The sequence below is a fragment of the Streptomyces yangpuensis genome, from assembly GCF_024666385.1.
Lineage (GTDB): Bacteria > Actinomycetota > Actinomycetes > Streptomycetales > Streptomycetaceae > Streptomyces > Streptomyces yangpuensis.
On the sequence record NZ_CP102514.1, the window covers coordinates 3,975,162 to 3,995,027 of the forward strand.

Annotated in this window: 22 protein-coding genes and 1 tRNA gene; 16 read left to right on the top strand and 7 right to left on the bottom strand. The window is 71.4% G+C overall.

From position 1 onward, the window contains the following. The first annotated feature begins 10 nt into the window (after positions 1 to 10). The 6 genes from codA to NRK68_RS18235 all read left to right on the top strand — a co-directional run bounded on the left by codA (position 11) and on the right by NRK68_RS18235 (position 4,074). Entirely contained in the window at positions 11 to 1,312 is a 1,302-nt protein-coding gene (codA, locus tag NRK68_RS18210) for a cytosine deaminase (RefSeq protein ID WP_308296205.1), read from the top strand. A gap of 6 nt (positions 1,313 to 1,318) precedes the next feature. Further along, positions 1,319 to 1,903: an HD domain-containing protein gene (locus NRK68_RS18215; protein WP_183066565.1), complete on the top strand. Its 585-nt coding sequence runs from the start codon at positions 1,319 to 1,321 to the stop codon at positions 1,901 to 1,903. A gap of 59 nt (positions 1,904 to 1,962) precedes the next feature. Beyond that, positions 1,963 to 2,457 (top strand): DUF5956 family protein, encoded by a 495-nt coding sequence (locus NRK68_RS18220; protein ID WP_257856229.1) that lies wholly within the window; start codon positions 1,963 to 1,965, stop codon positions 2,455 to 2,457. A gap of 48 nt (positions 2,458 to 2,505) precedes the next feature. Continuing rightward, complete coding sequence (locus NRK68_RS18225; RefSeq protein WP_046777826.1) at positions 2,506 to 2,784, top strand: hypothetical protein; 279 nt, start codon at positions 2,506 to 2,508, stop codon at positions 2,782 to 2,784. A gap of 107 nt (positions 2,785 to 2,891) precedes the next feature. Then, positions 2,892 to 3,497, top strand: a complete 606-nt coding sequence (locus NRK68_RS18230) for a hypothetical protein (protein WP_257856230.1) — start codon at positions 2,892 to 2,894, stop codon at positions 3,495 to 3,497. A 361-nt stretch (positions 3,498 to 3,858) separates the two neighbouring features. After that, complete coding sequence (locus NRK68_RS18235) at positions 3,859 to 4,074, top strand: hypothetical protein (RefSeq protein ID WP_183066567.1); 216 nt, start codon at positions 3,859 to 3,861, stop codon at positions 4,072 to 4,074. A gap of 765 nt (positions 4,075 to 4,839) precedes the next feature. Here NRK68_RS18235 and NRK68_RS18240 read toward each other — a convergent pair. After that, positions 4,840 to 4,913, bottom strand: a tRNA-Pro gene (locus NRK68_RS18240). Positions 4,914 to 5,013: 100 nt separating this feature from the next. Beyond that, a complete protein-coding gene (locus NRK68_RS18245; RefSeq protein WP_183066568.1) occupies positions 5,014 to 5,952 on the bottom strand; it encodes a metallophosphoesterase in 939 nt (312 codons plus the stop codon). A 67-nt stretch (positions 5,953 to 6,019) separates the two neighbouring features. Between NRK68_RS18245 and NRK68_RS18250 the strand changes: the two genes are divergently transcribed. Continuing rightward, the gene (locus NRK68_RS18250) at positions 6,020 to 6,481 is read left to right on the top strand and encodes a GatB/YqeY domain-containing protein (RefSeq protein ID WP_030817481.1); all 462 of its coding nucleotides are present in this window, start codon (positions 6,020 to 6,022) and stop codon (positions 6,479 to 6,481) included. A 95-nt stretch (positions 6,482 to 6,576) separates the two neighbouring features. On the opposite strand, the gene NRK68_RS18255 is transcribed toward NRK68_RS18250, so the two are convergent. Further along, positions 6,577 to 8,856: a transglycosylase domain-containing protein gene (locus NRK68_RS18255; protein WP_183066569.1), complete on the bottom strand. Its 2,280-nt coding sequence runs from the start codon at positions 8,854 to 8,856 to the stop codon at positions 6,577 to 6,579. 385 nt (positions 8,857 to 9,241) lie between these two features. Between NRK68_RS18255 and NRK68_RS18260 the strand changes: the two genes are divergently transcribed. Next, positions 9,242 to 9,592 (top strand): WhiB family transcriptional regulator, encoded by a 351-nt coding sequence (locus tag NRK68_RS18260; RefSeq protein ID WP_030648100.1) that lies wholly within the window; start codon positions 9,242 to 9,244, stop codon positions 9,590 to 9,592. A gap of 31 nt (positions 9,593 to 9,623) precedes the next feature. On the opposite strand, the gene bagB is transcribed toward NRK68_RS18260, so the two are convergent. Further along, complete coding sequence (gene bagB, locus NRK68_RS18265) at positions 9,624 to 10,877, bottom strand: ATPase BagB (RefSeq protein WP_183066570.1); 1,254 nt, start codon at positions 10,875 to 10,877, stop codon at positions 9,624 to 9,626. Next, entirely contained in the window at positions 10,874 to 11,854 is a 981-nt protein-coding gene (bagA, locus tag NRK68_RS18270; protein WP_030957807.1) for an ATPase BagA, read from the bottom strand. Before bagA ends, bagB begins: the two co-directional genes overlap by 4 nt. A 72-nt stretch (positions 11,855 to 11,926) precedes the next feature. Here bagA and sp36 point away from each other — a divergent pair, with 72 nt between their 5' ends. From sp36 to NRK68_RS18295, 5 genes are all read left to right on the top strand, one after another. Next, entirely contained in the window at positions 11,927 to 12,088 is a 162-nt protein-coding gene (gene sp36, locus NRK68_RS18275; RefSeq protein ID WP_007264966.1) for a Sp36 family protein, read from the top strand. Beyond that, the gene (locus NRK68_RS18280) at positions 12,085 to 12,558 is read left to right on the top strand and encodes a RidA family protein (protein WP_257856232.1); all 474 of its coding nucleotides are present in this window, start codon (positions 12,085 to 12,087) and stop codon (positions 12,556 to 12,558) included. Before sp36 ends, NRK68_RS18280 begins: the two co-directional genes overlap by 4 nt. A 184-nt stretch (positions 12,559 to 12,742) precedes the next feature. Further along, positions 12,743 to 13,687: an NUDIX hydrolase gene (locus tag NRK68_RS18285; protein ID WP_183066572.1), complete on the top strand. Its 945-nt coding sequence runs from the start codon at positions 12,743 to 12,745 to the stop codon at positions 13,685 to 13,687. Beyond that, the gene (locus NRK68_RS18290) at positions 13,684 to 14,529 is read left to right on the top strand and encodes an MBL fold metallo-hydrolase (RefSeq protein WP_183066573.1); all 846 of its coding nucleotides are present in this window, start codon (positions 13,684 to 13,686) and stop codon (positions 14,527 to 14,529) included. The genes NRK68_RS18285 and NRK68_RS18290 overlap by 4 nt, the downstream gene beginning before the upstream one ends. After that, positions 14,526 to 14,828: a hypothetical protein gene (locus tag NRK68_RS18295; protein WP_183066574.1), complete on the top strand. Its 303-nt coding sequence runs from the start codon at positions 14,526 to 14,528 to the stop codon at positions 14,826 to 14,828. The genes NRK68_RS18290 and NRK68_RS18295 overlap by 4 nt, the downstream gene beginning before the upstream one ends. Here the strand turns inward: NRK68_RS18295 and NRK68_RS18300 are convergent. Continuing rightward, positions 14,809 to 15,645 (bottom strand): nucleotidyltransferase domain-containing protein, encoded by an 837-nt coding sequence (locus tag NRK68_RS18300; protein WP_257856233.1) that lies wholly within the window; start codon positions 15,643 to 15,645, stop codon positions 14,809 to 14,811. The two genes, NRK68_RS18295 and NRK68_RS18300, sit on opposite strands and share 20 nt — an antisense overlap. A 162-nt stretch (positions 15,646 to 15,807) precedes the next feature. Further along, positions 15,808 to 16,482, bottom strand: coding sequence for a Crp/Fnr family transcriptional regulator (locus tag NRK68_RS18305; protein ID WP_003981529.1), 675 nt, complete (start codon positions 16,480 to 16,482; stop codon positions 15,808 to 15,810). Between the two features lie 290 nt (positions 16,483 to 16,772). On the opposite strand from NRK68_RS18305, the gene nth reads away from it, so the two are divergent. From nth to NRK68_RS18320, 3 genes are all read left to right on the top strand, one after another. Further along, the gene (gene nth, locus NRK68_RS18310) at positions 16,773 to 17,603 is read left to right on the top strand and encodes an endonuclease III (protein ID WP_257856236.1); all 831 of its coding nucleotides are present in this window, start codon (positions 16,773 to 16,775) and stop codon (positions 17,601 to 17,603) included. Positions 17,604 to 17,686: 83 nt separating this feature from the next. Next, on the top strand, positions 17,687 to 18,409 hold the full coding sequence (locus NRK68_RS18315) for an NUDIX hydrolase (RefSeq protein ID WP_183066577.1): 723 nt from the start codon (positions 17,687 to 17,689) through the stop codon (positions 18,407 to 18,409). A 13-nt stretch (positions 18,410 to 18,422) separates the two neighbouring features. Next, entirely contained in the window at positions 18,423 to 19,625 is a 1,203-nt protein-coding gene (locus NRK68_RS18320; RefSeq protein WP_183066578.1) for a MarP family serine protease, read from the top strand. The last annotated feature ends 241 nt before the right edge of the window (positions 19,626 to 19,866 follow it).

Consider the following 19,866-nt stretch of genomic DNA (forward strand, 5'->3'; position numbering starts at 1 on the left):
CGCTGGCGCCATGCGGATGATCGTCCGGGGTGCCCGGCTGCTCCACACATCAGGCCTGTCCGACGTCGAGGTGGGGGAGGACGGCCACATCGCGCGGGTGATTCCGTACGACGACCAGAAGGAACCGCCGGCCACCGGCATCCTCATCGAGGCGCACGGCGGCCTGCTCACCGCGCCCTTCGTCGAACCGCACATCCACCTCGACACGGCGCTGACCGCCGGCGAGCCGCGCCCCAACACCTCCGGCACCCTGTGGGAGGGCATCGCCTGCTGGAGCGAGCGCAAACGGACCCTGACCCGCGAGGACGTGATCGCGCGGGCCACCGAGGTGCTGCGCTGGCAGGCCGCCCACGGCGTGCTGCACGTCCGTACGCACTGCGACGTCACCGACCCGTCCCTCACCGCCCTCGACGCACTGCTGGAGGTGCGCGACCGGGTGCGGGACGTCATGAACCTGCAGATCGTCGCCTTCCCGCAGGAGGGCATCGTCTCCTTCCCGGACGGCGAGGCGCTGCTGCGCGAGGCCATCGCCCGCGGGGCGGACGTCGTCGGCGCGATCCCGCACTTCGAGGACACCCGCGAGGACGGCGTCGCCTCACTGCGGACCGCTTTCGCGCTCGCCGAGGAACACGGGCTGCGCGTGGACGCCCACTGCGACGAGATCGACGACGAACAGTCCCGCTTCGTCGAGGTGCTGGCCACCCTCGCCCTGCGCTTCGGCCTGCGCGAACGCGCCACCGCCTCGCACACCACGGCCATGGGCTCCTACAACGGCGCCTACAGCTTCAAACTCCAGCGGCTCCTGTCGCGTTCGGGCATCAACCTGGTCGCCAACCCCTTCGCCAACCTCAACCTCCAGGGCCGCTTCGACGCCTACCCCAAGCGGCGCGGCCTCACCCAGGTCCGGGAGATGCTGGCGGCCGGGGTCAATGTGGCCTTCGGCCACGACGACGTGATGGACCCGTGGAACGCCCTCGGCACCGCCAACCCGCTGCAGACCGCCCTCGTCGGCCTGTACGCCGCCCAGCTCACCGGTGCCGACGACATCCCGGTGGCCTTCTCGATGGTGACGGACCGTGCGGCGCGCGTCCTCGGTCTCGGCGCCGACGAGTACGGCATCACCGCGGGCGCCCCGGCCTCCTTCGTCCTCCTGCCCGCGCCCTCGCCCGAGGAGGCGATCCGCCGCCAGGTGCGCCCCCGTCACGTGGTCTCGCGCGGCTCCGTCCTCGCCGAGACCCCGCCCACCCCGACCCGGCTCAGCTGGCCCGGTGAGCCCCCGTCGGACGTCGACTTCACGCGCCGCCTACGCTGACGTGCCATGACGTGGACGCTCGACACCAACTCAGCCCGGGCCGCCCTGGAGATCGCGTCGGAGTACGCCGACACGGCGCTCCTGAACCACTCCGTGCGCTCCTACGCCTTCGGCGCGCGGTACGCGGCCGACCACGGCCTGGAGTACGACCGGGAACTCTTCTACGTGGCGGCCCTCCTGCACGACCTGGGCCTGACCGCGCCGTTCGACAGCCACACCCTGCCCTTCGAGGAGGCCGGCGGCCATGTGGCGCGCGTCCTGACGGCGGGCCTGGGCTGGCCGGCGGACCGGCGGGCCCGCGCCGAGGAGATCATCGTCCTGCACATGCGGGACGACGTGAGCGCGGCCGAGGACGTGGAGAGCCACCTCCTCCAGGTGGGCACGAGCGCCGACGTCTCCGGCCTGCGCCTCGCCGAGTTCGACCCGGCCTTCACGGCCGGCCTCCTCACCGCCCACCCGCGGGCCGGCTTCGGCCCGGTCTTCACCGCCCTGGTCGAGGACCAGGCGCGGCGCAAGCCCGCCTGCGCGGCCGCCGCCTACGTCGCCTCCGGCGCGGCCAGCCGTATCGCGGCCAACCCCCTGGACGCCTGACGGGGACGCCCACGGCGCAGGTCACGTAGATCCGGCACCCGGTCGGATAGCGTGCCCGCATGTCGTGGGACGAGGACGGAACACCGCACCCGCTCGCACAGCGCCGCACCGGCCGCAGCGAACTGGAGGCGGACCGGCTGCCCGAGATGCGGGAGCTGGAGGCGCTCGGCTGGGAGCCGGCCCCCGAGGACCTGCGCTGGGTATTCCTCCCGTACGTCTGGCCCCCGGCGGCCCGCACCTGGATCCCCGACCGCTCCACCCACTGGGCCGTCGACACCGCCCTCGACGGCCACGGCCACATCACCGGCGTGGAATGCGCCCCGCTCCCCGAGCCGGACCTCCGCGGCCTCGACCGCGAGGCGGACGAGGCCCTCGCCGCCCTCGGCCTCCCGCCCCGCCCCCGTGGCCGCCTCTGGCTGCTCCGCCCGGTGGGCCCCTTCCCCACCGTCGCCGCGGTCCTCGCCCACCTCGACGCCCTGACGGCGACAACCCCGACCACCGACCTCCCGACCCTGGCGCGCACCGAACTGGCCGCGCTCCACGCGAGCTCCTAGCCGCTGTTGGCTACGCTGGACGTGGGGGCAGCGGCGGGAGGCGGTCTCATGCGACGGCGGCATCACTTCCACATCGACCACGCGGGCCACTCGGTCAGTGCCACGGTCCAGACCGGCCGCACCGCGGTCGTCGAGGTCCTGGTCGACGGCAAGGAGACGGGCCACGCGACGACCCACCACGACCACCCGGTGACGGTCCGCGTCGAGCTGCCGACGGACCCCCCGACGAAGGTCTCCGTCCGCGCCACCCCCGGCCCCGGCATCCCCCGCTGCGTCTTCGAGGCCCCGGCCATAGAGCCCCACATCATGTCGCCCCGCCCCTACTGACGGGCCCCGGAAAAGCACGAAGGGCCTGATCCACCGAGGAACGCGCCCCGGACGGGCTGAGCCCCGTGGTGCCGGCGTGGGCCGTGCACCGCGTGAACCGTTTGCCCGTGGAGTCGCTGGATCTCGTCCTGCCCCACACCTCGGACTCCCTGCGGCGGGAGCCGGCGTACGAGGAGCACCTCGCCGAGCGGGCCGGCCTGCTCACCGATGCCCTGCACGCCGCCGTCCCCGCGCTCGACGACGCCCCGAGCCCCCGTCGTGCGGTCCTCAAGCTGCGCCGACCGCGCGCCTGCGAGACGTCCTGTCCGAGCCGGTCTTCGCCCAGGGACTCGCGGCAGGCAAGCCCCCATCTGCTTGATCACGTGACGGCCAAGCCGCTCGAACCGCAGGGCAAGGCGGCCCGTTCGGTGCTGGGTCACGTTTCCAGGGCTGCCGTGAAGACCAGTCCGTTCTCCTGGCTGACCGCCCTGGCGGTGGACGGCGGGCAGGCGGACGGAGCAAGCCACAGCTACGTCGATCAGCAACACGTCCACGCCTGGCTGGACGCCCTGGCACGCGACGAGCGCTTCGCCACCGCTTTCGAGGTGGAGCCCAACCGGTCCCTGCGTCGGCTGGGGGCCCATGCGTACCTGCTGACCCCCGCCTATCCCGGCGCGGGTGAATCGGCCTGGCGCACGGACGCACTGTCGATGCCTCCCGCTACGTCGAACTGACCCCGTCCGTGCCCTGGCACAGAGCATGCTGTTGGAGGAAATGGGGGACGTGGCAGCGGGGCTCCACATGCTGTCCGGGAGGGAGGGAACGTGCCCGGTCGGTCAACCGGCTCGTCTCGCGCGTCGGTTCCATCTGGACGCAAGCCCTGTCCTCATACCTCGCGGAGGGCGGAGGCCGCGCGCATTTCCTACAGCGCCGGTCACCTGGTATTCCACCAGGCCCACATGATGTGCAACCGGTTGGGGATGCTCCCTCGAGAGGAGGCGTTCCTTGGAATTCTGGTGTCCGGCCAACCTGCCTTGGTGTGCAGGTTTTTGGCGCTCCATCAGGTGGATCGGGCAGTCGTGACATAATGAATGTATGACGCACGTTGATAATTCCGGAACTCGTTCCATAGGCATCGGGCTGGCCGTGGGCATGTCGCTCGGCGTCGCCGTCGGGCTCCTGCTCGGGCTCTTCGTCTTCGACAACGTCGGCATGGGCTTGGGCCTCGGCATCGGAATCGGCAGCGCTGCCGGCATCGGCCCCGCAGTACGGCGCCGCGCCCACCGTGCACCCTCGCAGGACCAGGGCTGATGCTCTCCGTCGTTCACCCTCCCGGTCGCGCCGGAGGGAGGCTGCTTGGCTGATCTTGGCTGCCTGGTAGCGCGACCTGGGCCAGCTCGCCCCCTGTGGAGACACGATCCCGATGGAGCGCCATCGCCCCGGTTACCCGTGTGCCGTACTGCTCAGGACAGGTCTGCATGAAAAGCAGCGCCGGTTTCAGACATCGAAGGACACACAATGCGTTCACCTGCCTCCAGGGCTGTCATAGTGGCCATAGCGGTGGCTGCGTCTTCCTTCTCCATGGGCCCTGCATCCGCTGCCGAGAGCGGCTGGTTCAAGCCGAGCGCGAACTGCCCTTCTCTCTGCTTTCCACACTCGTCATAAGAGGTGGGCTGAAGAACACCGGCAGCGACTGCTACTCCCTCTGGGCCAGGCTCGACACCGGCAGTGCGCCGGCCGTGGGGGCCGCCACGCAGTGCGGACCGGGTGTGACGTCCGTCAACCTGGCCCGCCCCGGCCCAGGGCTGCGTGAAGCCACCCCGTTCTCCGGTGCGTGTCGTCCGCTGGACGGGTGCGCGCTGCTTGCATCGGGTCCGGCAGCCGACGTGGCCCAGGACATCGATCCCGAGCCCCGTTCCGCAGCGGACCACGAGGCGAAGCGGGCGCCGGTGATCTCGGTGCACGTGATCGCTCGCTCGGTGAGGCCCTGGCGGCGCTGCCCGCGCGTCGCTCCTGAAAACGCAGGAAGGGCCTGATCCGCTTTCGCGAATCAGGCCCTGACCTGGTCTTACTCTGTCGGGGTGGCGGGATTTGAACCCACGACCTCTTCGTCCCGAACGAAGCGCGCTGCCAAGCTGCGCTACACCCCGATCGTCGCCCTGAAGTGTTGCTGTCCTGGCGACATCGATTACTTTAGCGGACCTCTCGCCGGAGACGAAATCCGGTTTTCACGGAGCGGGCGCGGGGGCCCTACGGCTTCGGGGTGAGGGTCAGGAGGGTGGCCTCCGGCGGGCAGGCGAAGCGGACCGGGGTGAAGCGGTTCGTGCCGCAGCCGGCCGAGACGTGCAGGTAGGAGCGGTGGCCCGCCGCCTCGTGCGTCGACAGGCCCTTCACCCGCTTGGTGTCCAGGTCGCAGTTGGTGACCAGGGCGCCGTAGAAGGGGATGCACAGCTGTCCGCCGTGGGTGTGGCCCGCGAGGATCAGCGGGTACCGGTCGGCGGTGAAGGATTCGAGGACGCGCAGGTACGGGGCGTGCACCACGGCCAGCGAGAAGTCGGCGTCCGCCTCCGGGCCGCCGGCGACGCTCTCGTAGCGGTCCCGCTTGATGTGCGGGTCGTCGAGGCCGGTGAAGGCCAGCTCCAGCCCCTCCAGCTTCATCCGGGCCCGGGTGTTGGTGAGGTTCAGCCAGCCCGCCGCGTCGAAGGCGTCCCGCATCCCCTCCCACGGGTTGTGCACGGCGCCGACGACCGGCTTGTTGCCGTTCAGCCCGTGCCGGCCCTGGACCTTCTCGACCAGGTAGCGCCCGGGGTTTCGCAGCCGCGGCCCGTAGTAGTCGTTCGACCCGAAGACGTACACGCCGGGGAAGGACATCAGCGGGCCCAGGGCGTCGAGGACCTCGGGAACGCCCTCGGTGTCGGAGAGGTTGTCGCCGGTGTTCACGACGAAGTCGGGGCGCAGCCCGGCCAGCGACTGCAGCCAGGCGCGCTTCTTGCGCTGCCCGCCGACCATGTGGATGTCCGAGACCTGGAGTACGCGCAGCGGGCGCATCCCCCGGGGGAGCACCGGCACCGTGACCCGGCGCAGCCGGAAGGACCGTGCCTCGAAACCGGCGGCGTAAGCCACACCCGCGGCCCCCACCGCAGCGATTCCGGCAGCCGCTTTCAGTGGTACTCCGTAACGCGCACGCATGGACCCATCGTCGCAGACCGGAAAACGGGTGGGCGCCACCGTCCCCGTACCTGGCACACTCACCTGCATGACCACGCTCAAGGCCAAGCTCCAGGAAGACCTCACCACCGCGATCAGGGCGCGCGACGAGCTGCACTCGTCCACGCTGCGTCTGACCCTTGCCGCCATCACCAAGGAGGAGGTCGCGGGCAAGGAGGCCCGTGTGCTCTCCGACGAGGAAGTCCTCAAGGTGATCGCCAAGGAGGCGAAGAAGCGCCGTGAGGCCGCGGACGCCTTCGCGCAGGGCGGTCGTCCCGAGCAGGCCGCGCGCGAGAGCGCCGAGGGCGAGTTCCTGGACACCTACCTGCCCAAGCAGCTCTCCGACGAGGAGCTCGCCGGGATCGTGGCGGAGGCCGTCGAGGAGGCCCGGTCGGCGGGTGCCGAGGGGCCGCGGGCCATGGGCGCCGTCATGAAGATCGTGACCCCGAAGGTCGCCGGGCTGGCGGAGGGCGGGCGTGTCGCCGCCGCCGTGAAGAAGGCGCTCTCGTAGGAGTCGCACCACGCATTCGCACGACATAAAGGGGAGGGCCCCGGCCGAACGGCCGGGGCCCTCCCCTTTATGTCGTCGTGGTCGCGTACCGCCCGCTACTGGGGGCCGGGGCCGCCGATCACGTTGCCCGGGTCGATCGTGATCCCGGGGAAGGGGATGTCCGGTTCCCCGCCGCCGCCCGTGGCGCCACCGGTGGAGCCGCCCGTCTGGCCGCCGGGCCGCCCGCCGGGCTTGCCGTCGCCGCCGGGCTTGCCGGGACGGTTCGGGCTGGTGGACGGCTTGTTGCCGCGGGGGCCGCCGGCGGGGACGTTCGGTTCGGCGATGTGGACCGTGGTGAAGCGCAGGGCCTCGCGGCCGGACAGCGCGCCCGTGATCGCGTCCTTCCAGATCGGGCCGGGCAGGCCACCGCCGAAGACCTTGGCGTAGGACCTGCCGCCGATCACGATGTTCTCCATCGTGATCTTCTTCGCGCCGCCCGAGCCGACCCACACCGCGCCCGAGACGTTCGGGGTGTAGCCCACGAACCAGGCGTTGTAGCGGGAGTCGGTCGTACCGGTCTTGCCCGCGCTGTCGCGGTCGGTCAGGCCGGCCCGCTCACCGGTGCCGGAGTCGACCACACCGCTCAGCAGGGTGTTGATGGTGTCGGCGGTGTTCTGCGACATTGCCCGCTCGCACTTGCTCTTGGGCACCGCGAGCGCCTTGCCGTGCGCGTCGGTGATCGACTCGATGGCGACCGGGGTGCAGTAGACGCCGCGGTTGGCGAAGGCCGCGTACGCGTTGGCCATCGTCAGCGGGGACATCTCCTCCGAGCCGAGCGCGATGGCGGGGCCGTCGGCCAGCTTCGCGCCGCTCGCCGGCACCACGCCGAGCTTGGCCGCCATCTCCGACACCGGGCACAGGCCGATCTCGCCGATCATCTCGACGAAGTAGGTGTTGATCGACTTCTCCATCGCCGTGCGCAGCGCGTACGGGCCGATCTCGTCCTCGGTCTCGTTCTCCGCGGATTCCTTCTGGGTGTTGATGTACTGCGAGCCGTCGCAGCGGGAGATCGGGCTCGGGTAGTCGAGCTTGTTCGGGGCCCCGTAGACCTTCGTCGGCGGCATGCCCCGCTCCAGGGCGGCGGCGGCGATGAAGGGCTTGAAGGTCGAACCGACCTGGAAGCCGAAGTTCGAGCCGCCCATCCGCTTGTCCACGGAGTAGTTGATCTGCGTCTCGTTCTTGCCGAAGCCGTACGGCTTGGACTGGCCCATCGCCAGCACCCGTCCGGTGCCCGGCTGGACCATGGTCACAGCCGTCGCGATGGAGTCCTCCTGGTAGACGTGGTCCTTGATCGACTCGTTGGCCGCGTCCTGCGACTGCGGGTCCAGGGTCGTGCGTACGGTCAGGCCGCCCTTGTTCCAGAGCTTCGCCCGCTCCTCGCGCGTCTTGCCGAAGACCGGGTCGGTCAGGAAGGAGTTGCGCACGTAGTCGCAGAAGAAGCCCGCGCCCTTGACCGCCGTGATGCAGCCGTTCTTGGGCTTGGTGACCTTCAGCGTGACGGGCTTGGCCTTGGCCGCGTCGGCCTCCGCCTGCGAGACGTCCCTGGTGTCGGCCATCCGCTGGAGGACGATGTTGCGGCGCTTCGTCGCCTCCTGGGCGTCGTTCACCGGGTCGTAGCGGCTCGGCGACTGCACGACGCCCGCCAGCAGCGCGGACTCCTCCAGGGTCAGGTCCTTGGCCGGCTTGCTGAAGTAGCGCTGGGCGGCGGATTCGATCCCGTAGGCCTGCTGGCCGAAGTAGGTGATGTTGAGGTAGTTCTCGAGGATCTTCTTCTTCCCGAGCTCCTCCTCGACCTGGATCGAGTACTTCAGCTCGCGGATCTTGCGGCCGAGGCTCTTCTCCTGGGCCTCGCGCACCTTGGTCTCGTCGTCGCCGGCCTCCTCGACGAAGACGTTCTTCACGTACTGCTGGGTGAGCGTGGACGCGCCCTGGGCCGCGCCGCCCTCCTGCGCGTTGCGGTTGACCGCGCGCAGGATGCCCTTGAGGTCGACCGCGCCGTGCTCGTAGAAACGCGAGTCCTCGATGGCGACGATGGCCTTCTGCATGTACGGGGAGATCGAGGTGAGCGGGACCACCTGGCGGTCGCGCGAATAGACGGTGGCGATCAAGCCGCCCTCGGCGTCCAGGATCGTGGTCCGCTGGCTCAGCGGCGGGGTCTTGAGATTGGCCGGGATCTCGTCGAATCCCTCGACCGTGCCCTTGGCGGCCAGTCCCAGGGCGCCTGCAGCCGGAATCGCCATGCCCGCCAGCACGACTCCGGAGAGAACGGACACCCCGAGGAACTTGGCGGCCTGCTGGCTCCCGGTGAGCCCGCCGCCCGAGCGCTTCTTTCCCATGGAGGGCAGCCTACGTTCTGATTCGCCGGACACACGCGAATGCCTTGGCCTAAGCTGACCCCAACTGTCACAGCAGTCCGGTGCGACATCAACCCCTCGGCTTGATTTTCACCCTTCCCGAATGGGGTGGACTGATGTCCGAATCTCGCCGCCCCGGTGAACACGATCCGCCGATTGCACCCGAATTGCCGGAATGGTCGGGCATGTCGCCGGATCACTCCGTCGGGTGATCTGCCGCTTACCCATAGTCCGTTCGGACCATTCAAGATTGGGCCCGTCGGGGGTGTTGCACTGTGCCCGCCTTCCGTAACGTCCTCAACTGGCAGCGGTGAATATGCCGCTACCGCCGTGGGGGAGCCTCGATTCGGGAGAGGACGGCGCCGGGATGGGCTGGGTTACCGACTGGAGTGCGCAGGCAGCCTGCCGCACTACCGATCCGGATGAACTGTTCGTTCAAGGAGCGGCACAGAACAGGGCCAAGGCGGTGTGCACCGGATGTCCGGTGCGGACCGAATGCCTGGCCGACGCGCTCGACAATCGCGTCGAGTTCGGCGTGTGGGGCGGAATGACCGAGCGGGAACGACGCGCGCTGCTGCGCCGTCGTCCCACCGTCACCTCGTGGCGACGGCTGCTCGAAACCGCACGCACGGAGTACGAGCGCAGCACGGGCATCCTGACCATGGATGCAGACGCGGAGATCGACGTTCCGTACGAGACGTACGCGGCAGCCGGGTAGATCGCACGGCCGCCACCTTCGTACGAACGCCTTACGCTCCGGCCGGCACCCCGGCCGCGAGTCGTTCTCCGATGGCCCGCAGCCCGGCGAGGTCGTGCACATCGCCGGGCAGGGCGGCCACTTCGGCCACCGCCACCTCGGGGTGAAGCGAGGTGAAGCGATCACGCGTGCGCTGCTCACGCGCGATCACCTGCATCCGTTCGGCGTGCAGGCGCAGCAGTCCTGCCGTGATCCGGTCGACGGCCGTGGTGTCGTCATCGGCGCCGGGGGGTTCGGCGGCCGTGTCACGAAGTCCAGCTTTCCCGGACTCCTGATCGACAATGCCGCCTTCTTCAAGATTCTCTGCGGCGGCCAACGCCCGTTCGGCGGACAGCTGGTCGGCCCCGCTGCCGTGTACCCGGTTGAGCACCAGACCGGCCAGCGGCATGCGCTCCGCGGCCAGCCGCTCCACGAAGTACGCCGCCTCGCGCAGCGCGTCCGGCTCGGGCGCCGCGACCACGAGGAAAGCCGTACCGGGCGCCTGGAGCAGCCGGAAGGTCGCGTCGGCGCGCGTGCGGAAGCCGCCGAACATCGTGTCCATCGCCGCCACGAAGGTCTGGACGTCCTTCAGCAGCGAAGCCCCCATCAGCTTGCTGAGGGTGCCGGTCATCATCGACATGCCGACGTTCAGGAACTTCATCCCGGCCCGGCCGCCCACCTTCGCCGGCGCCATCAGCACCCGGATGAACTTCCCGTCCAGGAAGGACCCGAGGCGCTTCGGCGCGTCGAGGAAGTCCAGCGCGGACCGGCTCGGCGGGGTGTCCACGATGATCAGGTCCCAGTCGTCCCGGGCCCGCAGCTGCCCGAGCTTCTCCATCGCCATGTACTCCTGCGTGCCCGCGAAGCCCGCCGACAGCGACTGGTAGAAGGGGTTGGCGAGGATGGCCCGGGCGCGCTCGGCGTCCGCGTGCGCTTCGACGATCTCGTCGAAGGTGCGCTTCATGTCCAGCATCATGGCGTGCAGTTCGCCGCCGTCCGCACCGGCGTCCGCGACCCTGCGGGGCGTGTTGTCCAGCGAGTCGATCCCCATCGACTGCGCGAGCCGCCGCGCCGGATCGATGGTCAGCACGACCGCCTTCCGCCCGCGCGCCGCCGCCCGTACGCCCAATGCCGCGGCCGTGGTGGTCTTCCCGACGCCGCCCGCCCCACAGCACACGATGATGCGGGTCTGCCGGTCGTCCAGCAGCCGGTCGACCGCCAGCCGCGGCGGAGAGTCCAGGCCCACCGTGTCCACCCCCTCGCTCATTCGGCCACCGACTGCTTCCGGAGTTCCTTGGCCAGCTCGTAGAGCCCCGCCAGGTCCATCCCCGCCCCGAGGAGGGGCAGTTCGTACGTCGGCAGGTCCAGCCCTGTCAGTACGGCGCGCTGCTCGCGCTCCAGCTCCACCCGGCCCGCGTGCTCGGCGGCCTGCGCGAGCAGCGGTTCGACCAGCCGCTCGGCCAGTCCGCCGCGGCGCGCGCCGCCCAGCCCGGCCCGGGACAGGGCGCGCGCCACCCCGGCGCGGTGGTCGCCGGCCGCGGTGCGCAGGGTGTCCTCGTCCAGATGGTGCGGGCGGACCATGTTGACGACGACGCGGCCGACGGGCAGCCCCGCCTCGCGCAGTTCCTCGATGCCGTCCGCGGTCTCCTGGACGGGCATCTCCTCCAGGAGGGTGACCAGGTGCACCGCCGTCTCGGGGGACTTGAGCACCTTCATGACGGCCTGCGCCTGGTTGTGGATCGGCCCGAACCGGGCCAGGCCCGCGACCTCGTCGTTGACGTTGAGGAAGCGGGTGATCCGGCCGGTCGGCGGCGCGTCCATGATCACGTGGTCGTAGACGTACTGCCCGGCCTTGTCCTTGCGGCGCACCGCCTCGCACGCCTTGCCGGTCAGCAGCACGTCGCGCAGTCCGGGGGCGATCGTCGTCGCGAAGTCGATGGCACCGAGCTTCTTGAGGGCGCGCCCGGCCGAGCCGAGCTTGTAGAACATCTGGAGGTAGTCCAGCAGCGCCCGTTCGGCGTCGATGGCGAGCGCGAAGACCTCGCCCCCGCCGGGCGCCACCGCGATCTTCCGCTCCTCGTAGGGGAGCGCCTCGGCGCCGAAGAGCTGCGCGAGCCCCTGCCTGCCCTCGACCTCCACCAGTAGAGTCCGTCCGCCCTCGCGCGCGAGGGCAAGCGCGAGTGCCGCGGCGACCGTGGTCTTGCCGGTGCCGCCCTTGCCGCTGACCACCTGGAGCCTGCTCACATCGCCCGAGCCTAACCACTCGGCTCCCGGGGCGCGCAGGAGCCCCGCATCACAGGCACTACCCTCGCTCCCATGACCAAGAAGTTCGAATACGCGACGGTCCCCCTGCTGGTCCACGCCACCAAGCAGATCCTGGACACCTGGGGCGAGGACGGCTGGGAGCTCGTCCAGGTCGTACCCGGCCCGAACAACCCCGAGCAGCTCGTGGCCTACCTCAAGCGGGAGAAGGCATGAGTGGCGTCGTCGACGCGAAGCTGGCCGAGCTCGGCCTGACCCTGCCCGAGGTCGTTCCGCCGCTGGCCACCTACCAGCCGGCCGTGCGGTCGGGCGCCTGTGTCTACACCGCGGGCCAGCTCCCGATGGTCAAGGGCAGCATGCCGGTCACCGGCAAGGTCGGCGCCGAGGTGTCGCCGGAGCAGGCCAGGGAACTGGCCGCCACCTGCGCGCTGAACGCCCTGGCCGCCGTCAAGTCGGTCGTCGGTGACCTCGACAGGATCGCGCGTGTCGTGAAGGTCGTCGGCTTCGTCGCCTCGGCCCCCGACTTCACCGGGCAGCCGGGCGTGCTGAACGGCGCGAGCGAGCTCCTGGGCGCCGTCCTCGGCGAGAAGGGCGTCCACGCCCGCAGTGCCGTCGGTGTGGCGGTCCTGCCGCTCGACGCGCCCGTCGAGGTCGAGATCCAGGTCGAGCTGGTTCCCGGAGCCTGACCCCGCGAGAGGCCGTACGGACGGGGGCGCGGGCGCCGTTTCACGGTGCCCGCGCCCCCGCGCCATGCCCGCTCCCGGCCGCGCGCCGGGGCGGGGCCGGCGGGCGCCGCCTTCGGGGCGCCGCGCGGCGGCCGTCGGAAGGACGACCCTCGAACATCGGCCCGGATGGCCGTAGCATCCGGCCATGCCGAATGGTCAGCAGCAGCCCCCCGCGGGGGGCCAGTGGTACCCGCCCGAATGGCCCGACCGCATCCGCGCGCTCGCGGACGGCTCGCTCACCCCGGTTCGGCCGCGGCTCGCCGCCACCGTGATGCTCCTGCGCGACACCCCGGACGGGCCGGTCGTCCACATGCTGCGCAGGCGGGCCTCCATGGCCTTCGCGGGCGGCGCGTACGCCTATCCGGGCGGCGGGGTCGACCCCCGCGACGAGGAGCACCACGTCGGCTGGGCGGGGCCCTCCCAGGCGGACTGGGCGGCCCGGCTCGGGACCGACGCCCGTACCGCGCAGGCCATCGTGTGCGGCGCCGTACGGGAGACCTTCGAGGAGGCGGGCGTGCTGCTCGCCGGCCCGACCGCGGACACGGTCGTCGGGGACACCACCGGCGACGACTGGGAGGCGGACCGGCAGGCCCTCGTGGCGCGGGAGCTGTCCTTCGCGGACTTCCTCGAACGCCGCGGCCTGTGGCTGCGCTCGGACCTGCTCGGTGCGTGGGCGCGCTGGATCACGCCCGAGTTCGAGCCGCGCCGCTACGACACCTGGTTCTTCGTGGCCGCCCTGCCCGAGGGCCAGCGCACCCGCAACGCCTCCACCGAGGCCGACCGGACCGTCTGGATCCGCCCGGCCGACGCGGCCGACGGGTACGACAAGGGCGAGCTGCTGATGATGCCGCCGACCATCTCCACCCTGCGGTCCCTGGAGGCGTACGGGAGCGCCGCGGACGCGCTCGCCGCTGCCGGGGCCCAGGAGCTCGCCCCGGTGCTGGCGCAGGCCGCGCTGGAGGGCGGCGAGGTGGTGCTCAGCTGGCCGGGCCACGACGAGTTCACCAAGCGCGTCCGCCTCGGGCGCCCCGCCGACCCCGCAGACCCCGCCGACCCCGCAGACCCCGCAGACCCCGGAGGTCCCGCATGAGCGACGCCGCCGCACTGCCCGGACAGCCCCGCGGGCTCGTCACCTCGGGGCCGGCCACCGCCCGCGCGGTGAACGTACTGGCCCCCAACGCCTCCGCGATGACCCTGGACGGCACCAACACCTGGCTGGTGTCCGAGCCCGGCTCGGACCTCGCCGTCGTCATCGATCCCGGCCCGCTGGACGAGGCCCACCTGCGGGCGGTCGTCGCCACCGCCGAGCGGGCGGGCAAGCGGGTCGCCCTCACCCTGCTCACCCATGGCCACCCCGACCACGCGGAGGGCGCGGGCCGCTTCGCAGAGCTCACCGGTACCAAGGTCCGCGCGCTGGACCCGGCCCTGCGCCTGGGCGACGAGGGGCTGGCCGCCGGGGACGTGATACGGACCGGCGGGCTGGAGCTGCGGGTGGTTCCGACGCCGGGCCACACCAGCGACTCGCTCTGCTTCCACCTGCCCGCCGACCGGGCGGTGCTGACCGGCGACACCATTCTCGGCCGCGGCACCACGGTGGTCGCGCATCCCGACGGCCGCCTCGGCGACTATCTGGACTCCCTGCGCCGCCTGCGCTCGCTCACCGTGGACGACGGGGTGCACACCGTCCTGCCGGGACACGGGCCGGTCCTGGACGACGCACAGGGCGCCGTCGAGTACTACCTGGCCCACCGGGCGCACCGGCTGGCGCAGGTCGAGACGGCCGTCGAGAACGGCTTCACCACCCCCGAGGCGGTCGTGGCCCAGGTGTACGCGGACGTGGACCGCTCCCTGTGGCCGGCGGCTCAGTGGTCCGTCGAGGCGCAGCTCGAGTACCTTCAAGATCACGGACTGATCCCCGGAGGACCCGAATGAACACCATGTTCCTGCTCGTCGTGCTCATAGGCACCGCCGGATGGATCACCTCCACGGTGTCGCTGCGCGTGAAGAGCCTCCAGGTGCAGGCGGACCGGACGGAGCGCCGCCTGGCGCTGCTGCTGGACCACCTGGGCATCGAGGAGCCGGAGCCGGCGGGTCTGGACGAGGTGCGCGCCCTGATCCGGGACGACCGGCAGATCTCGGCGATCAAGGCCTACCGCCGCATCACCGGCGCGGGCCTGGCGGAGGCCAAGCTGGCCGTCGAGGCCCTCGCCGTCACCGAGCGGAGGAAGTAGCTCCCGGGCCCGGCGGGCGGCGGCGCGTCTTCGTGCCGTGGCGTGCCGTGTACTCGTCCGCGAGCCACGGCCCCAGGTCCTCGACGTAGCCGCGCGGTACGGCCGGGTCCTCGACCGGATCCAGGGCCACCGCCGCCGCGGCCCGCATCTGGGCGGCGCGCTCGGGGTAGTAGATGCCGAAGATTTCCGCGGACTCCGTCAGATCGCTGGTCCAGCCGCCCCACCGGGGCATGACCAGGGTGAATCCCGTGCGCACGAGGTGGCGTGCGAGGAGGCGGCTCAGCCGCCGGTGCTCCGCCGGGGTCGACGCCTCCCGCAGGCTCGTCCGCCACGTGGGCAGCAGCGCGGCGAGGTCGCCGTTGGTCTCGCGGGCGAGCAGGCTGTCCGGCCGGTAGCGCGGCAGGTGCTCGGCCAGGTCCGCGCCGAGCAGCGGGGTGCACCGGCAGGCGAGGAACCAGCCGAGGTCGAATCGTTCCTCCTCGCTCAGCACGGTGTCCTTGTCGTGCAGCCGCACAACGACGCCGTCGATCTGCTCGAAGTCCGCGTCGATGCTGCGCGCGAGGACCTCGGCGGTGTCGCGGTCGTCGGGCGAGGGCGGGTGGTGCAGGACGAGCAACAGGTCGAGGCCCGAGCGCCCGGGCAGGGCCGTCCCGCGCGGCACGGACCCGTACAGGTACGCGCTGTGCAGCCGGCGCCCGTACGCCTCGCCCGTCCGCTCGCGCGCGGCGGCCACGACCGCCCGGAACTCGCCCTGCACCTGTCCGAGCGAGCCCTCCCGCTCGAAGTAGCCGTACGCGTCCAGACCTCGGTGCTCCATGTTTCCACTGTGCACGGAGCGGCTGCCCGGGCGTTCGAGGCGCGGGGGCAGGGGAGGCCGCCCTGCGAGCGGAGGGCTCCGCCGGGCGGAGGGCTCCGCCGGGCACGCAGAAGGGCCCTGCCCGGCCGGACAGGACCCTTCTGAACGCGACCGGCGGTGCCGTCAGCGGGAGCGCTTCGCGAGGCGCTCCACGTCCAGCAGGATCACCGCGCGGGCCTCCAGACGGAGCCAGCCGCGGCCCGCGAAGTCGGCCAGGGCCTTGTTCACGGTCTCGCGCGAGGCGCCGACGAGCTGTGCGAGCTCTTCCTGGGTGAGGTCGTGCACCACGTGGATGCCCTCCTCCGACTGCACGCCGAAGCGGCGCGACAGGTCGAGGAGCGCCCGGGCCACGCGGCCGGGAACGTCGGAGAAGACCAGGTCGGACATCTGGTCGTTGGTCTTGCGCAGGCGCCGTGCGACGGCGCGCAGCAGCGCGGTCGCGACCTCGGGCCGGGCGTTGAGCCAGGGCTGGAGGTCGCCGTGGCCGAGGCCGAGCAGCTTGACCTCGGTCAGCGCGGTGGCGGTGGCGGTGCGCGGGCCCGGGTCGAAGAGCGACAGCTCACCGATCAGCTCGCCGGGGCCGAGGACGGCCAGCATGTTCTCGCGGCCGTCAGGGGAGGTGCGGTGCAGCTTCACCTTGCCCTCGGTCACGACATACAGCCGGTCGCCGGGGTCGCCCTCGTGGAACAGGGCGTCGCCGCGTGCGAGGGTCACCTCGCCCATGGAGGCGCGGAGCTCCGCGGCCTGCTCGTCATCGAGCGCCGCGAAGAGCGGGGCGCGCCGCAGAACGTCGTCCACGAGTCTCTCTCCTATGTCGACCAGCTCAGGGGACCGTGCTCCCCATTTTGCCGGACGGCTCAAACAGTGCGATCAATCACAAGGATGCCGGACGGACGGGCGTGCTGTGCGGCGAGAGCCCAATCGGGGTGGTGTTACCTGAGGTCCGGACGGGTGTCGGCGCCCGGCCTTAGGCTGGCCGGGTGTCCAATAAGCCGGTGAGAGCACAGGCCAAGGGGTCCGCAGGAGTGACGGACGCCCAAAATTCAGCTGTGGGCGAACAAGGTCCCTCGAAGGTGCCCCCGAAGGCCGTGACCGCCCCTCAGGGCAAAGTTTCGGCCAAGAAACCGAAGGCGGCGAAGCCGGAATCCCGCCTGGCCATGGTGCGCCGGGCGCGTCGCATCAACCGTGAGCTGGCCGAGACCTACCCGTACGCCCATCCGGAGCTCGACTTCCGCAATCCCTTCGAACTGCTCGTCGCGACGGTGCTGTCCGCGCAGACCACCGACCTGCGGGTGAACCAGACGACCCCGGCCCTCTTCGCGGCCTATCCGACCCCCGAGGACATGGCCGCGGCCGTCCCCGAGGAGCTGGAAGAGCTCATCCGCCCGACCGGGTTCTTCCGGATGAAGGCCAAGTCCCTGCTGGGCCTGTCGCAGGCCCTGCGGGACGACCACGGCGGGGAGGTGCCGGGCCGGCTGGAGGACCTGGTGAAGCTGCCGGGCGTCGGCCGCAAGACCGCCAACGTGGTCCTCGGCAATGCGTTCGGTGTCCCCGGGATCACCGTGGACACCCACTTCGGACGCCTGGTGCGCCGCTGGAAGTGGACCGAGCAGGAGGACCCGGAGAAGGTCGAGGCGGAGATCTGCGCGATCTTCCCCAAGAGCGAGTGGACGATGCTCTCGCACCGGGTCGTCTTCCACGGCCGCCGCATCTGCCACGCCCGCAGGCCCGCCTGCGGGGCCTGCCCGATCGCCCCGCTGTGCCCGGCGTACGGGGAGGGCGAGACGGACCCGGAGAAGGCGAAGAAGCTGCTCAAGTACGAGAAGGGCGGACGGCCGGGCCAGCGGCTGAGCCCGCCCCCGGACTACCCGGGCCTGCCGGCGCCGCCGCTCGGCGAGGTCGACGCGCCGGAGGCGTAGGAGTCGTAGGAACGAATCGGTACCCGGACCGCGTTTGCGGTGTGGGAGACGCTGTTGACAGAGGAACGCGGACAGGAGCGCCTATGACGCGCGGTACACGGGACGAGGCCGGGGTCACTGCGGGAGTGCGCGAGGGGGGCGGCCCGGCCGTCACCACCGCGGGGCTGCCCGACTGGCTCGATCCCGTCGTCAGGGCCGCCCGGACCGTGGAACCGCGGCAGCTGAGCCGGTTCCTGCCGCCCGAGGACGGCCGGGGGCGGCAGTCGGCCGTCCTCATCCTGTTCGGCGAGGGCCCCCGCGGGCCGGAGCTGCTCCTGATGGAGCGCGCCGGCACGCTGCGCTCGCATGCGGGCCAGCCGTCCTTCCCGGGCGGCGCGCTGGACCCGGAGGACGGGGATCCGCACACCATCGGCCCGCTGTCGGCGGCACTGCGCGAGGCCGAGGAGGAGACCGGCCTCGATCCTTCCGGTGTCCAGCTCTTCGGGGTGCTGCCCCGGCTCTACATCCCGGTCAGCGAGTTCGTCGTGACCCCGGTCCTGGGCTGGTGGCACACCCCGAGTCCGGTGGGCGTCGTGGACCCGGCCGAGACGGCCCGGGTGTTCACGGTCCCCGTGGCCGACCTCACGGATCCCGGGCACCGGGTCACGACGGTCCACCCGCGGGGCCATCTGGGCCCCGGTTTCACCGTCGAGTCGGCCCTCGTGTGGGGTTTCACCGCCGGGGTGATCGACCGGATCCTGCACTTCGCCGGCTGGGAACGCCCGTGGGACCGATCACGTCAGGTCCCGCTCGACTGGCACGCATGAGACGGTGGCCCACGTGAACGTGCTGGACATCCTGTTGTTGCTCGCCGCCGTGTGGTTCGCGATCGTCGGCTACCGCCAGGGGTTCGTCGTCGGCATCCTGTCGGTGATCGGCTTCCTGGGCGGTGGCCTGGTCGCCGTCGCCCTGCTCCCGCTGATCTGGGACCGGGTGACCGACAACGGCACCCAGGTGTCCACCACGGTCGTGGTCATCGCCGTCGTCGCGATCATCATCTGTGCCTCGGTCGGCCAGGCGCTGACCACCCATCTCGGCGGCAAGCTACGCCGCCAGATCACCGGTACGCCCGCGCGCGTGCTCGACGCCACCGGCGGCGCCCTGGTCAACGTGGTCGCGATGCTGCTGGTGGCCTGGCTGATCGGCTCGGCCCTCGCCGGTACCTCGCTGCCCACCCTGGGCAAGGAGGTCCGCAACTCCAAGGTGCTCCTGGGGGTTTCGCGGGTGCTGCCCGACCAGGCGAACAGCTGGTTCTCGGACTTCAGCTCCACCCTCGCGCGCAACGGCTTCCCACAGGTGTTCAGCCCGTTCTCCAACGAGCCCATCACCGAGGTGAAGGCGCCCGACCCGGCGCTCGCCACCAGTCCCGTCGCGGACCTGGCCAAGCGCTCGATCGTGAAGGTCGTGGGTACGGCGCCCAGCTGCAGCAAGGTGCTGGAGGGCACGGGCTTCGTCTTCGCGCCAGGGAAGGTCATGACCAACGCGCACGTCGTCGGCGGGGTCGGTGAGCCGACCGTGCAGATCGGCGGCGAGGGCAAGCTGTACGACGGCAAGGTCGTGCTCTACGACTGGGAGCGCGACATCGCCGTCCTGGACGTGCCCAAGCTGAAGGCGCCGCCGCTGGAGTTCACCGACAAGGACGCGACGAGCGGCAACGACGCGATCGTCGCCGGCTTCCCGGAGAACGGCGCGTACGACGTCCGCGCGGCCCGGGTCCGCGGCCGGATCAATGCCAACGGACCGGACATCTACCACCGCGGCACCGTCCGACGGGACGTCTACTCGCTGTTCGCGACGGTCCGCCAGGGCAACTCCGGCGGCCCGCTGCTGACGCCCGACGGCAAGGTCTACGGGGTCGTGTTCGCGAAGTCCCTCGACGACCCGAACACCGGCTACGCGCTCACCGTGGACGAGATCCGCGACGACATCGAGAAGGGCCGGACCGCCGAGCGCCGCGTCGAGAGCCAGGGCTGCGCCCTCTGACGCGGCGCCCCCGCCGGGTCCCTACGTCCGTGGATGCCGCAGGCGTGCGGAGACCCAGCGGGCCCGGCGGCGCAGGATGCGGGGAATTCCGAGGCGTGGGTCGTGGCCGTGCCGGCCGGCCCTCTCGTGCGTGCCCGGCGTGGCTGCCGAGCGGCGTTCGTGCGCGGTGTCACCGTAGTCGTGCGTCCAGCTCATACTCGGCTCTGTGCCCGGGCCCCAAGGTCCGTAACCCCGTACGGGG